The organism is Pseudomonas sp. MWU13-2862 (genome assembly GCF_023242495.1).
In the GTDB taxonomy this organism is placed as follows: domain Bacteria; phylum Pseudomonadota; class Gammaproteobacteria; order Pseudomonadales; family Pseudomonadaceae; genus Aquipseudomonas; species Aquipseudomonas gingeri_D.
Genome location: NZ_JALMEZ010000024.1, coordinates 64,472 through 78,176 on the forward strand (window position 1 = coordinate 64,472; position 13,705 = coordinate 78,176).

The 13,705-nt window shown below is 59.1% G+C and carries 14 protein-coding genes; 4 read left to right on the plus strand and 10 right to left on the minus strand.

From position 1 onward, the window contains the following. Window positions 1–41: 41 nt before the first annotated feature. The 9 genes from M5C56_RS30770 to M5C56_RS30810 are packed head-to-tail and all read right to left on the minus strand — an operon-like array spanning window position 42 to window position 7,674. Window positions 42–2,864: a conjugative transfer ATPase gene (locus tag M5C56_RS30770; RefSeq protein ID WP_103496000.1), complete on the minus strand. Its 2,823-nt coding sequence runs from the start codon at window positions 2,862–2,864 to the stop codon at window positions 42–44. Next, complete coding sequence (locus M5C56_RS30775) at window positions 2,864–3,283, minus strand: TIGR03751 family conjugal transfer lipoprotein (RefSeq protein WP_103496001.1); 420 nt, start codon at window positions 3,281–3,283, stop codon at window positions 2,864–2,866. The genes M5C56_RS30770 and M5C56_RS30775 overlap by 1 nt, the downstream gene beginning before the upstream one ends. Then, entirely contained in the window at window positions 3,264–4,736 is a 1,473-nt protein-coding gene (locus tag M5C56_RS30780; RefSeq protein ID WP_103496002.1) for a TIGR03752 family integrating conjugative element protein, read from the minus strand. Before M5C56_RS30780 ends, M5C56_RS30775 begins: the two co-directional genes overlap by 20 nt. Then, window positions 4,726–5,622: a TIGR03749 family integrating conjugative element protein gene (locus M5C56_RS30785; protein ID WP_103496003.1), complete on the minus strand. Its 897-nt coding sequence runs from the start codon at window positions 5,620–5,622 to the stop codon at window positions 4,726–4,728. The genes M5C56_RS30780 and M5C56_RS30785 overlap by 11 nt, the downstream gene beginning before the upstream one ends. A 2-nt stretch (window positions 5,623–5,624) precedes the next feature. Beyond that, window positions 5,625–6,296, minus strand: coding sequence for a PFL_4703 family integrating conjugative element protein (locus M5C56_RS30790; protein ID WP_103496004.1), 672 nt, complete (start codon window positions 6,294–6,296; stop codon window positions 5,625–5,627). Further along, on the minus strand, window positions 6,293–6,697 hold the full coding sequence (locus M5C56_RS30795; RefSeq protein ID WP_103496005.1) for a TIGR03750 family conjugal transfer protein: 405 nt from the start codon (window positions 6,695–6,697) through the stop codon (window positions 6,293–6,295). The genes M5C56_RS30790 and M5C56_RS30795 overlap by 4 nt, the downstream gene beginning before the upstream one ends. Window positions 6,698–6,709: 12 nt before the next feature. Next, window positions 6,710–7,072, minus strand: coding sequence for a TIGR03745 family integrating conjugative element membrane protein (locus M5C56_RS30800; RefSeq protein ID WP_103496006.1), 363 nt, complete (start codon window positions 7,070–7,072; stop codon window positions 6,710–6,712). A gap of 39 nt (window positions 7,073–7,111) precedes the next feature. Next, window positions 7,112–7,351 (minus strand): TIGR03758 family integrating conjugative element protein, encoded by a 240-nt coding sequence (locus M5C56_RS30805; protein WP_103496007.1) that lies wholly within the window; start codon window positions 7,349–7,351, stop codon window positions 7,112–7,114. Beyond that, entirely contained in the window at window positions 7,348–7,674 is a 327-nt protein-coding gene (locus M5C56_RS30810; protein WP_103496008.1) for an RAQPRD family integrative conjugative element protein, read from the minus strand. The genes M5C56_RS30805 and M5C56_RS30810 overlap by 4 nt, the downstream gene beginning before the upstream one ends. Before the next feature lie 221 nt (window positions 7,675–7,895). Between M5C56_RS30810 and M5C56_RS30815 the strand changes: the two genes are divergently transcribed. Together M5C56_RS30815 and M5C56_RS30820 are read left to right on the plus strand one after the other, a co-directional pair. After that, entirely contained in the window at window positions 7,896–9,197 is a 1,302-nt protein-coding gene (locus M5C56_RS30815; RefSeq protein ID WP_103496009.1) for a GAF domain-containing protein, read from the plus strand. Beyond that, on the plus strand, window positions 9,194–9,412 hold the full coding sequence (locus M5C56_RS30820) for a hypothetical protein (protein WP_103496010.1): 219 nt from the start codon (window positions 9,194–9,196) through the stop codon (window positions 9,410–9,412). Before M5C56_RS30815 ends, M5C56_RS30820 begins: the two co-directional genes overlap by 4 nt. A 47-nt stretch (window positions 9,413–9,459) precedes the next feature. On the opposite strand, the gene M5C56_RS30825 is transcribed toward M5C56_RS30820, so the two are convergent. Then, window positions 9,460–9,912 carry a TIGR03747 family integrating conjugative element membrane protein gene (locus tag M5C56_RS30825; RefSeq protein ID WP_348648055.1) on the minus strand — a complete coding sequence of 151 codons (453 nt, stop codon included), beginning with the start codon at window positions 9,910–9,912 and terminating at the stop codon, window positions 9,460–9,462. 12 nt (window positions 9,913–9,924) lie between these two features. Here M5C56_RS30825 and M5C56_RS30830 point away from each other — a divergent pair, with 12 nt between their 5' ends. Both M5C56_RS30830 and M5C56_RS30835 read left to right on the plus strand, forming a co-directional pair. Then, entirely contained in the window at window positions 9,925–11,388 is a 1,464-nt protein-coding gene (locus M5C56_RS30830) for a TolC family outer membrane protein (protein ID WP_103499717.1), read from the plus strand. A gap of 168 nt (window positions 11,389–11,556) precedes the next feature. Next, on the plus strand, window positions 11,557–13,701 hold the full coding sequence (locus M5C56_RS30835; protein ID WP_103499716.1) for a type I secretion system permease/ATPase: 2,145 nt from the start codon (window positions 11,557–11,559) through the stop codon (window positions 13,699–13,701). Window positions 13,702–13,705 lie beyond the last annotated feature (4 nt).

The following is a 13,705-nucleotide window of genomic DNA, read 5'->3' on the forward strand; positions in this document are numbered from 1 at the left end:
ATAGTGAGTGCTGAAAAGGGCGCCTTACAGTCGGGGCTGTATTACCCCAGTACCTGCTCACTCCCCGCCGTTGAGCTTGAAATTCCACGCTTTTCATCAATCCTCTGCGCTACTGCCATCGCTGCATCCAGCTCGGTGATACCCCACGCCTTCATCAGTGCGAACCGCTCAGCTTTTTCCTCCGGCTCTGTCATGGCCGTGGCCAGATAGAGGCTCGGCGGCACCGCCCGAAACAGCACCTCCATCGACTTGGACAAAATCACCCCTTCGGTGAATTTCCCGGACTCCTTCCTCGCCGATAGCATCAGAGCTTTCTGCGCCTCAGTGAGCGCCCGAAACCGCGCGATCTTGTTCACTTCATCCGGCGGCATATTCAAGCAGATCCACCACTCGATCATGTTGAGCATCGGCTCGGCAGCCTTGGGCAGGTCATCGATGTTCTGGGTGGCGAGCCAGAACCAGGCCCCGAGCTTGCGCCACATCTTGGTGATCTTGACCACGTAGGGCGACAGCAGTGGGTTCTTGGTGATGATGTGGCCTTCGTCGGTGACGTTGATGATGGGCCTGCCCAGCATCTGGTCCCGTTCCGCGATGTTGTTCACGGTGTTGATCAGCGAGATGTAGGCGATGGAGAGCTGAGCGTTGTAGCCCTCACGGGCGTAGGTGGCCAGATCCACCAGGGTGATATCGGCCTCGGGCCAAGGCGTGCCGTCACGGTTGAACAGCTCACCCTCGGAGCCCTGACAGAACATGTCCAGGGCATCGGCCATTTCCAGTAGGCGTAGACGCCGCGGCTCCGGCAGATGGGGATCATTGCCCATTGCCCGCAGGGCGTCGCGCACGTCCTGGGTCAGTACCGTTCTCTTTTGGCTTACGCAGGTATGAGCGGCATTGATGATGCACTGACGAATCTGGCTGCGATCGGCACGGGTCAGGCGCTGCTCTTCCTTGTCTTCGCCACCGGTGATCATCAGGCGGGCGGTGATCTCCAGTTCGCCCAGGACATCGCGCTCATCGTCTTCCGTGGATTCAGCTTCATCCAGATCTTCGGTATCCAGGGTCATGACACGGTCGGGTGTCGCCACCAGTCGGTAGGCATCGGCGAAGGGCGCCAGGCTTACCCCGGAGCCCGGCGCCAGCTTGACCCGATTGACCGTCAACCCCAGGCGCTTGGCGAAGTCCGCAAACAACCCGAAGCTGTTGCCAGCCTCTGCAATGAACAAGCGCGGCCGGTACAGGGCCATGACCTGGTTGAGGAGGTTGTTGAGGGTGGCCGACTTGCCGGCCCCTGTCGGTCCGAATAGAAACAGATGCGCATTCATCTGCCGGTCTAGGCGGTTGAGGGGATCGAAAGTGAGTGGGCCGCCACCCCGGTTGAAGAACGTGAATCCAGGATGCCCTGTACCTTCACTGCGACCCCAGATCGGCGCCAGATTGGCCACATGCTGCGCGAACATGAGCTGGGTGTACCACTCACTCTGACGCATCCCCGGGTCGAGCACCCCGGGCAACCAGCGCAGGTAGCTGTTGAGCGGCGCCACTTCGTGCTCATCGCGCACGGGCTGCAGTCCGGCGTTGAGCATCACGTTGTGAAGCTGCAAGGTACGGCGGTCGAGCTCCTCGACATCCTGGCCTCGCAGGTAAAACGCCACCGCGCCCCGGTATAGCTTGTGGGCGCTGCCCAGGTGCTTGCGTGCTTGATGCACGTCCGCGCGGGTTTGCTCGGAGGCCAGGGTGTCCCCAACTGACTTTTGCGCGAGGTGGTTGAGGTGAGCTTCCAACTGGTCCTGCGGGCAGATCACCAGGGTGATGCAGAGCACGGTGTCCTCCGGCATCTGATCGAAGAGGGCGTTGATGGCATCGCCGCCTTTGGGCGTTTCCCCAGTCAGGTGGCCGATGACCGGCGGCGTGCGCAGGCGATCAAGCACCACGACGCGGTGGGGCTGCTCGTCGAAATACCAAAGCCCCTGGTCCAGGTCCGAGCGCGGCTGTTCGAAGAACAGGCGCTGGGCGAAGTCGGTACCGCTGGCCAGTTCCAGCTCATCGCCTGCTGGGCCATCGGGGTAGGACGTCAGTTGATAGAACCGCTCCCGGTCAGCCAGGGTATCACCCAGCAGACGCGGGTGCGGGTTGAACCAACGCAGCAGCCAGGCATGGATCTGCGCGCCGGTCATGCGCTGGGTTTTAACACCGGCATTGCCCAGGCCTCCCAGTAGGCGGTCGCAGACGCTGTTGAGGGCTTGCTCATGGGGTTGGCCGCGACGCCCATCAGCGCCCTTGCTGCGCCGGTAAACCACCAGCCGCACTTTGCGACGCTGGCCGCGCCAGGGCAGCTGGGTGACCACGGTGTCTTCAAACAATCCGCCAGATTTGGACAGCGCTTTCAGGTGCTGGCCAAACATCGTCAGGTAGCACTCGGTAAAGGCCGTTCCCTGGGCACGTGGCTGCACGTAGTTCCTGAGGGTTTGCAGGTAGCTGTCCCAGTCGGTCTCATCCTGGGCGTAGAGCTGCACCACCCAGGGCTGTTCCTCTCGCTCGTCGAAGCTGTCTTGCAGGGCGTTTTCCAGGGCGTCGCGCACGGTGCACAGCCAACTCGCTTCCCGACCTTCGGTGCCGATCGGCGTCAGCTCAAAAAACGCCGCCACCGATTCGCCGTCCTCCAGCAGCAGGCACTGGGTGTCGGGTAAATATTCCACCCAGGGCAACAGGTCGACAAAACTGGGCGTTACGTCGTAGAGAGCCTGTTCATCAGCCTTTGTTGCGGGGCGCTTTCGTGTTCTGCGCCAGGTACCGGGTTCCGGAATGCCGTGGGCCTTCAGCTGTTCAACGTGCAATTCCCAGGGATCAGTCGGGTCCGTTTCCATCAGTAGGCCTCCGTGCGTTCGCCGGGCAGGGCGTACTGCACCCGCTGGTAGAGGGGGAAGACCGTGCTGTAGCCCGGCACTGGCACCGGGTCAGACCCCGCCAGATGCGGGAAGACGTACATCACGATGTCCGGATTGGGCAGGCGCTTGAACTGACTGTGGATCTCGTTGCGGGCTGTGCGGGTATAGGCGGGCTGATCGGAGCCGGTATCTTCGAGGGGACGGCGCAAAGCCAGGCGGGCCTCTTGAAGCGGCTGGCTCAGGGCGCCTTGAGGGGCAGGCCCCGCATGGCGATCCCAGATATCGGTCATGGTCTGCGAGCCGTGGGGGAGCAGGTCGTCCTTGTCAGTGGTGCAGCCACCGACCAGGAACATGACCAGCCACAGGCAGGCCAGGGGATTAATCGAGGGTTGATGCATGGTGACCTCCTGTCACATGCCGCACCTGACGGCCAAGGGTTTCGTAGTCAATCTCCAGTTGCCGGTCCAGGTGCACGGCCACGGATGCGCCGGGCTGCACATAGACGGCGGCGAAGGCCTGGCCGTAGAGCTTATTCACCCAGTCGCCGATGTCTTTCACACCACCGGACAGAATGCTGTTCAGTGCCGATGGTCCGGCCCCGACGGCGGCTCCGCCTGGCGTAAGCACGGTGCTGGCGTCGGCCTTGTCGGCTTCAAGCAGCTTGGCCATCCCGGCGCCGGCCGCGGTGAGCAGGCTTTTGGTGCCCAGGTACTGCTGGGCGTTGGAGCGTCGCTCACCGGCAATGCACGGCACGCCATAGGGATCGCTGAGCCAGCCGATGCCGCCCTGGATCTTGTTCAGTTGCGACTGGCCGGTCTGGCCGCTGCTTTGGCGGCTGGTCAGTTTTTGCGGTGCGGGGAGCGTGCGGATGCGCCCGTCGTTGAACACGAAGGTCAGGCTGACGATCTGCCCGCGCACGCAGGAGAGCGTCCAGTCCCCGGCGGCGGTGCCACTGATCACCGCGCCCGCCACATCCGGTAGATCAATGCCATTGGCCGTGAGGTTGTCCGGGCCGATCAGCACCTTGAAGGGGTAGGGATCGTTCACCACCCCGTCCACCGGCACCCGACCAATCAGCGCAGTCATGGCAATGGAGCCGGTGAGGGTGCTGTTTTCCGGCAGGGTGTAGACGGGCTTGGCCGGGGTTTTGTCGTCGGTGGTTTTGATGTTGCGGCCGACGGCACCGGTATTGGCTTTCAGGGCCCGCTGGCCCCTGTTGATCTCATCACTGAAGGCCGTCGGGAAACTGAAGCCCTTCGCTGGTTTGCCAGAGCCGGCCGGCAGCGGCTGGCCCTTGGCATCGACAGCGGTAGCGTCTTGAGGCTCGGTCCAGACGAGGTCAGTGTGGGCTCCGGGGAAGGACGCCTCGTCACCGGGCTCCAGACCCAGGCCGATGGGTAGATCGGCACTGCCCTTGCTCAAAAACGAGGTTGAGAGCTGTTGCTTGAGGTCTTCCAGCAGGTCCTGGGTGTCCTGCGGACTCAGACGTTGCGAGCCTGCTGGGGGCGCTTTCTCAAGCTCAGTGCTCAGGGCTTTCTGGATGCGCTGATCGATGTCGCTATCGCGCTGACGCAGGCGGGCGTTCTCTTTCTGCTGGTCTTTGTTTTCCGTGAGCAAGGCCTTGAGCTCCGCGCGCATGGCCTTGGTCTGGGCCACCAGGGTGGCCACGGTGTCATGGGGCGTGTCGCCGTCAATGCCGAGCTGTTTCATGTCCTCCGGGGTCAGAGGCTGCCCGGTACTGACCTGTTTGGCTGCGGGAACATCCTTGGGGGAGCAGGCTTTGATCACCCCGAACACCACCAGCAGGATCAGGGGCAGGAGCAACCACTTGAGCAGGCCATTACTGGTCATGGTCACCTCCGGGCACGGTAGAGACGGTGAGGGCCGTACTGGCGTCCACCGGACTGAGAATCGGTGGCAGAGCCTGCGCCAAGCTTCGGCCCCGGGTGACGAGATAGACCACTGTGGTGTCACTCGCGAATCCGGTCGGCCCCAGGTGCGGGTGTTGAAAGGCCGCGCTGATAAAGTCGCCCCGCAGTTCACGTGGGTCCAGGGCGATGGGCATGGCAGCTCTGTTCTGCAGTTTGATGGCGCTGACGGTGTGGTCCTCCAACTGCCAGGCGCTCAGCCATTGGCCGGTGACCGGTTGCGTGGGCATCAGGCCCGTCAGGTCCAGGTCACGCTGCGATTTGACCTGCAATACGCCGGGCAGGAGTTCGACCGTACGCAGAGGGGCATAGAGGTTTTGCGCTGCGTAGCGGATCAGGACCACCGGGATTGGCGTTTGCCGTGAAACAGGAGGGCTCTCCGAGGTGGTGAGGGACGGGTCAGCGTCGCTGTCTGATGTGTCGGTCTCGGGCGTATCGCCGTAGCCCATGGACGTGCCCGGGCCTTTCACGATTTTGACGGGTTCGAGCGCAGGCTGTCCTTGGCCATCCGTTGCAGTGATGTCGATCAGAATGATTTCACCGGTGCGCACGTCTTGCAGGTGCAGACGGGTGGGCTCGATCGGCGCGCTGGCCCGCAGGTACAGCGCACCGCCGGTGCTCTGGATACGCAACGTGTCACCCAGAGCGCGAGGAGCACCGACCCTGACGTTCTGGTCGATGAAGACGATGCGCTCCTGGTCGACGTGCAGCGGCACCTCGAGGGGTAATCGCTCCCACGGCATGAGTTCGATGGCTTGGGCTGTGACGCAGCCCAGCCAGAGAGGGAGAAAGAGGTTCAATCGACGCATGGCTAGCTTCCTTGCATAGCAGTGGCAGGATTGTTTGTGGAGGCGGGTGGTGGTGGGATGCGTTGCGGTGTGCCGTCGTAGCAGTCCAGGGCCAGGCCGAAGGGGTTTTTCTCCGGGTCGACGTCCCAGCGCACCACCTGGAGCGGGTAGCGCACGAAGGCCTGCTTGACCCGTTCTGAGCCGTAAAACTCCTCGGTCACCAAGTCCAGGTTCACCACCCAGTTGTCCCGCCCCAGGACCTTGACTCGCTGTTCTGGATCATCGCTGTAGCCCCGGTCGGGCATCTCGAACACGCCTCGGGTCCGGCCACGCAGTTCACCGGCGGTCTGGCGTTTCTGGGCGTCGCTTTCGAGCTGGGATCTGCACTGCGGGGTCAGGTAGGCCGAGAGCCTCTGAATGGCCCGCGGATAGTTCTTCTCACCGTCGACCGGCCAGCGGTTGAGCTGCTGGAAGATGTAGAAGCCAAAGGTGTACACCGACTCTGGTCCCACCTCCCACCACTTGCGGGTGCTGCCGGAGCGCAGGTCCGGTGGAAGGTGTATGGTCATATTTCGGGGTGCGTCCCACCACCCCAATCCCATGACCAGGGCCAATCCGAAGAGCAACCCACAGCCGATGCGCAGCGAGGTGAGGTGGGACTCCAGCCGGGCCACCTCGTTCTTGAAGCGGCTCATGGGCGTCGACTCCGGCGGGTGCTCCAGCGCCCCGAGCGCCTTACCAGGTCAGCGCCGCCGACCCAGGCGGTAAGCACCGGCCATTGCATCGCGAGGGCGTATTGCAGGTAGCGGTACAGCCATGTCTCCGGCTTGCCACGTTTGTGACGGCGCAACAGCTTGCCGCCCACCAGCAGGCCCAGGGCGGTGCACAGCATCAGTGTGGTGGGCGCCAGCGCGACGTTTTGAAACAACACTGCAATGCCAACCCCCAGGCCAGCGCCGATTACCGCGCTAACGGCGACGGAGATCCACATCTCATCGGCCGTGAGCCCCAGCACAATGACCGGTTGGCGATTAAGGCGTGACGGCAGAAACCGAAGGGTGCCGTCGGGCAGTAGGTGATCCGTGTCGTGTGTCATCGCCAGATCTCCTCACAAGATGCCCGTGCCCTTGGTCAGCAGCCAGATGCTGATCACCAGCAAAATGGCGCCCACACCGCAGGTGAGCCCGAACTGGCCCCAGGTTTTCTTGCCGTTTTGTACCTCGGAGTAGGTGGTGTAGGTGTGATAGGCCACCCCACAGAACGAGGCGGCAGAGATGAGCAAGGCGATCAGGGTGACGATGTCGAAGGCATGGTTCTGCAGCGTCTGGATCGTGTTGTCCGAATCGCCACGGCTCGGGGCTTCCATTTCCGGGAGTGCCGCGAGCGCCCAGTAGGACCAGGCGGCCAAACAAGCCACGCCGCAGCGCGAGAAGAGGTGAGTGACGCGGTTTAAACCCATACGGTTTTTCATGAGGTGCCTCCATGGCAGGGGTAAAAGCGAGAAAACAGGTCAGTGCAGCAACAGAAAAGTGAGCAGCAGGTAAATCAACATCACCTTCACGGTCAGTCCGACGAACTTTCCTTGGGAGAGTTGGCCGGTGGCCCAACCCCGGTAGCCGGTGACGAGGGCCCAGGCGGAGAAGATCAGGGCGCCGGCCAGAGCCAGGCCGATCAGTAAGGTGGTGCTTTGTTGCGGGGTAAAACCGCCCATGGCCTGAAAGGCGTTGAGCTGTGATGCACTCATGCTCATGGGGATCTCCCGACGGACCGGGTGTAGTGGCCGGTCAGTTCCGGCGGCGTGCGGGGTTGAGCGCGCGACGGTGTGAGGTAGCCCTCAATGCCGCCACGAACCTGCTCCAGGTCGGCAGAGAGGCGGGCGTAGTCGAAGGTGAAGCGCGCGTGCTCATCGGCGGGCACGGCCGCATGGGCGTTTACCTGTCGTGTGACGGCCTCCAGTTGGCGCAGCACCAGACTCAGTTGAGCGCGTTCATGGGCCGTTGGTTCGGCCATCGCCACGGGCACGGCAAGGCTCGCCACTAACGCGATACATCGAAGAGGTTGGGGGTAGGGCATGGGCTCGATCCGCTCGAAGAAGGTTCAACGAGCCTGCCAAAAAATGAGGCACATGACAGCCGGAAAACAGGATTTGGTCTGAATTGGTTTTTCGAGGCCTGAAAACAGCTCTGCGCTACGGTCAGATAGAAACGCGCAGATCCATCGGATAGTGCATGTGCTTGAACTTCGACAGGTACTTAGCGTGTCGAATAGATGGAGTATGTGTATCAATTTGTTCCATGGGCTTGGCGATCACAAGAGGGGTGGTGATACTTGCTCTCGGTGGCGGTGGGCCGAAAAAAAATGACAAAAAATCGGTGTGTGGGGAGCGTGGGGTGAAGTACTTTCTGAAGTTTAAGGGGCTTGCGCACTCATTTTTTGAGCGGTTTTGCCGCTTTCTAGGGGGCGGTGCTGGTGCGCTCATCATTGCACTATTAAGTGTGATGGGGGCAGCCTTGATTTCTATTTATAGCTCAAAAATTGTGGCGCAAATAGATTATCTTTTGTTTTCCGGTGAAGAGACAACACTCCACGAATTGACGTTGTCTTTAGGCGTGTCGGTGGTAGCGGTTTTCTTCGTCATGTTCAGAGAGTTGGGACTCGCTCAATACGCGAGGGCCAAAGAACGGCAGCTGGAAAAGCAAAGTTTGGAAATGGAGCGGCGATTAACCAATCTGCCGCCCAAGTCATTTTTGGCACTGTATGCAAACTCTATCAAAGATGCGGGGCAGTTGAGAAATATGACCAAGGCTCAGTTGACCGCTCAAAGTGTGTCCTTTGTGGAGGTCAGCAAGCGCGTTCGCATTCTGATGAACACGGTGTTGAGCCTGGCGAGGTCTTGGGATGGGGTGTCTAAGGAAAATAAGTCAATGGTGTATAAATCAAACATCATGATGTCTATCCCGGCCTCGTCGCTTCGTAAACATGCGCTTGGAAAGACAGATATGAGCATGGACGTTGTGATGAAATCCAATTTCTTCCTGCATAATCAAAATTCAGACTCCATTATCGATCGCTGTGATGGGGTGTTGATTTTGGCAGATAATCAATATTCAACATCCTCCGTTAATGAAGATGACGAACCTGATTTAGACATAAAACCTATCTGTTTTCCTTATTCGTTTTGCGCCCCAGGTGAAGCTGTAAATCCTGATAATCATCCGAATTTGCCGGGCGCACCCGAGGCGATGGCCACGGGCGAGGCTCAGTACATGGGGGACACCAGTCGAACGATGAAGGCTTGGCTCGATTCCATTGGCGATTCTAATGGCTTAATCAATAGGCAGTATCGGGAGAAAATATATGACTATTATCGCGAGCGGTATGAGGCGCAATCCATTCTTGCAATACCGATCAAGTTGAATGGTAAGATATTCGCCATCTTGAACATCTATAGAAATAACACTGAGATTCTGCTGAATGAAAGTAGAAGTGAGCAGTTTGTCACGCTGCTTGAGCCTGTTTGCTATCAATTAGCAAAAATGTTACTCTTGGCGTCAAGATCGAAGGCTTCCGAAGATAAGAAGCGAGGTTTGGTATGAATATCAGTGAAGTGTTTGTCTACTCTATGGAAGGCCTTTCTGAAGCGGATGAAGATACTTCGTTTGAGGGGGTTGAGGCGTTAAGTCACAAGATGTCAGAACTGTCCAGGAAAGTCCTGCATGGTGAAGAGGTTGATATCGTTGCGTCTCGCGTTCATACCTATTCCTTCGCAGAGTCCGTCAAAGCGCATTCGCGAAATGCTGATGAGTCTTGATGTTTTCCACGTCCTGAGCGGCTCGGGTCACGATGTGCTGATGGTTTTTACAGATATTTCTTGAAGCTCCCAGCCGAAATGCTCACCACCACACCCAGTGCCGCCGCACTGGGCAGCAACACCAGCAGAGGGCTCACGGTCATCGGCAGCGCGGGATAAATGATCCAGGGCGCGATCCACAACGGCACGATCATCCGTTTCGCCCGATGGTAGATGAACCCGGACTCTCTCCCCGCGCCAAACCGGCGTAAATTCCGACGAACCAGGCCATCGATCAGCCCCGTAAAGACTGCCATCAAGAACAGAGGCAGCGTCAGTATCAAAATCAGGATTCGCGCCAGAAAGGTCAGCGCTGCATAAACCGCCGCCAGCCCGTATCGGAAATGATGCTTCACCGCTAGTGGGTTGATCCGATGATTCTTGACCTGCGACTGACTCTGGCATAGCTTCCCCGCCCGCTGGATCTGCCCCTTCCTACCATTCTCATCTGGGCTTCGCAAAAGGACTTGTTTATGAGCCGCACGTATTGTGTCGCGTTGCTGGCGTGGTTGCTGCCTGCCAGCTTGCTGGCGTCGGAAACCCCCTCATCCACTTCGAATCGAGCTGACCTGCTGTCGGTTTATCGAGAGGCCGTGACGCACAACAGCGAACTGGCAGCGGCACGCGCTGGATTTGAAGCACAATCGGAAGCGGTTCCTCAGGCATGGGCCAACCTGCTGCCGGCGATCAGCACCAGCGCGAATATCGAGTCGACTCGTCTGGATCGTGATTCGCCACAGCTGACACGTGAGCGCAGCGGCACCACCTACCAAGCCAACCTGAAACAGCCGCTGTTTCATGTGGAGTCCTGGTTCGGCTTGAAAGCCGCGCAGGCGAGTACCTCCCAGGCTGCTGCCGAACTCTCGGCGACGGAGCAGGAACTGATCCTGAAAACAGCGGAAACCTATTTCGAAACGCTGCGGGCGACCGACACCCATGCCGCCTCTGAAGCGGAGGAGGTTGCACTCAAGCAGCAGATGGACCAAGCACGTGGGCGCCTGAAAGGGGGGATGTCGAGCATTACCGATGTCCTTGATGCCGAGGCCGCTTACGACAATGCTCAAGCCAACCGCGAACTCGCCGCACGCAAGGTCGATGATGCGTTTGAGCAACTGGTGCGCCTGACCAACCACGAATATGTGAGCATTGAGGGTGTACGGCACCAACTGCCGGTGCTATCGCCTATTCCCGAGGACGCCAAGCTTTGGGTCGACACCGCGGTGAAGCAAAACCTCAAGCTTCAAGCAAGCAACCTGGCGGTTCAAGCTGCGGAAGAAACGCTCCACCAGAGACAGGCCGGGCATGCACCGACCGTGGATGCCGTGGCGTCGTACCGCAAAGGTGACAACGATAGTTTTGGCTACAGCAATCCCAGCGATATTGGTCGAAACGATTACGGGGGTAATGTCGCCCAGAGTTCTATCGCGGTTGAGGTGAGCATTCCGCTATACAGCGGTGGCCGGGTCAGCTCCCAGGCACGGGAGGCTTACAAGAGACTGAGCCAGAGCGAGGAGCAGAGGGAAGGCCAACGCCGGGAGGTGGTGCTCAATACCCGTAACTTTTACCGTGCGGTGAACTCGGACATTGAGCAGATCCGGGCCCGTAAAAAGACCATTCTTTCCGCCCAGGGCTCATTGAAGGCGACCAAGGTGGGGGCGGATATCGGGATCCGTAACACCGTGGATGTGCTCAACGCTCAACGACAGCTCTTCACCTCGGTGCGGGACTACAACAACGCTCGTTACGATTACATCCTCAATAACCTGCGGTTGAAGCAGTCGGCGGGCACCCTCAGCCCGTCGGATCTGCAAAGTCTTGCCCAGTTCCTAAAACCGGATTACGACCCACGTCGCGATTTTCTGCCTCCAGAACTGACCAGCATGGGCGTTGACCAGCAGCGTCCCGTGCCGGCTGATCGCGGTGTCAAAGGCCTTTGAGACAAAAGCTATCCCCCGTTTTTTGTATTTGTATCAGTTTGTATAAACTTGTTACAAATAAGGGCATTTTGCCATTTTCTGTTTAGCCCAATCCGCCTATGATCCGCACCCCTGGGGTTCAGGGCAAAAGAGCCAAGTTTCAAGGCTAATCAGCAAGGATGCGGTTGTATGCAAGGAAAGGGCGAGGGGGCAGCTCAGCCTTCGGATACGCTTGATACGGGGTTGGCCTGTCTGGTGATGCTGGCACGCTTTCACAGCGTTGCCGCATCGGCAGAGCAATTGGCCCACGAGTATGTTGCCCAAGGGCAGCAGTTCGGTAAGGCAGAGATACTGCTGGCCTCCCGTCAGCTTCAACTGAAGTCCAAGTCAGTTCGCAGCAAATTTGATCGTCTCCCGCAAACGCCGTTGCCGGCGATTGCCTGTGCAGACGATGGCAGCTACTTCATCATTGCCCGGGTCGATCAGGACAAGATCCTGATTCACGATCCGCGGGCGCAACGCCCTCAGGTTCTTACCGCTGACGAGTTGAAGGCCCGTTGGAGTGGTGAGTTGATCCTCATTCGCTCGCAAACCTCCCAGGCTGGAGAAGTCTCTCGATTCGATTTCACCTGGTTTATCCCGGCCATTGTGAAATACCGAAAGCTGCTGGGCGAGGTGATGCTCGTTTCGTTTATCTTGCAGATTTTCTCCTTGCTTACCCCTCTTTTTTTCCAGGTGGTGATGGACAAGGTGCTGGTTCACCACGGACTCACGACACTCGATGTGGTTGCTGTCGGTCTCTTGGGGATCATGCTGTTTGAATCGACGTTGAGTGGATTGCGCAGCTACGTTTTTGCCCACACCGCGAGCCGGATCGATGTTGAGTTAGGCTCACGGCTGTTCCGTCATTTGGTTACCTTGCCTTTGGCCTATTTTCAGGCGCGCCGGGTGGGAGACTCGGTAGCACGGGTTCGTGAGCTGGAAAACATTCGCAGCTTTCTGACCGGCAATGCGATCACCCTGTTGCTCGACGTGTTGTTCTCCGTGGTCTTTATCGCGGTGATGTTCTTTTACAGCGGCTGGTTGACCTTGATCGTGTTGGTCTCGCTGCCGCTTTACGTGATTGTATCGGTGTTTATCACGCCGCTGCTCAGAGCTCGGTTGAATGAGAGTTTCGCGCGCGGTGCCGAGAACCAGGCGTTTCTGGTCGAGACAATCAATGGCATCGACACCCTGAAATCGATGGCCGTTGAGCCGCAGATCACCCGCAAGTGGGACAACCAGTTGGCCGCCTATGTGGCCGCTGGGTTCAAGACCCAGACCCTGTCGACCATCGCCAATGAAAGCGTTTCGCTGATTGGCAAACTGGTTACGGTGGCCACCCTCTGGCTGGGTGCGCGGCTGGTGATCGATGGGCAACTGTCCGTAGGCCAACTCGTCGCCTTCAACATGCTTGCCGGGCGTGTCGCACAACCGATCATGCGGTTGGCCCAGCTGTGGACCAACTTCCAGCAAACCGGTGTTTCGGTGCAACGCCTGGGCGACATCCTCAATAGCCGAACCGAACTGTCCCAGGCGACACGCAGTGCATTGCCAACGCTCAAGGGCCGCGTGGAGTTCGATCAGGTTCAGTTCCGTTATCGTCCTGATGGTTCTGAGGTGCTGCGAGGCGTCAGCCTGGTGATCGAGGCGGGCGAGGTGATTGGTGTCGTCGGTCGTTCAGGGTCCGGGAAGAGCACCTTGACCCGTTTGCTCCAGCGTCTATATGTTCCTGAGCGCGGGCGGGTGCTGGTCGATGGTATGGACCTGGCGCTGGCCGATGTTTCCTCGTTACGTCGCCAGATCGGTGTCGTGCTGCAAGACAACATGCTGTTCAATCGCAGCATCCGCGAAAACATTGCGCTGACCGATCCAGGTGCTCCGCTGGAAGCGGTCATGCAGGCGGCGAAGATGGCCGGTGCCCACGAGTTCATCCTTGAACTGCCCGAAGGCTACGACACGGTGGTTGGGGAGCATGGCGCCTCGTTGTCCGGCGGTCAGCGCCAGCGTGTCGCTATCGCGCGGGCCCTGATCGGCAATCCTCGAATTCTGATTTTCGACGAGGCGACCAGTGCGCTGGACTATGAGTCGGAACGGATCATTCAGCAAAACATGCAGGCGATCTGCAAGGGCCGGACAGTGATCATCATTGCTCACCGGTTGTCCGCCGTGCGCGATGCCAACCGGATCATCGTGATGGACCGCGGACAGATCGTCGAACAGGGTACCCATGCCGAACTGCTGGCCCACCAGGCCGGCCATTACTCGCGACTGTACCGCTTACAACAAGGATAAGTTG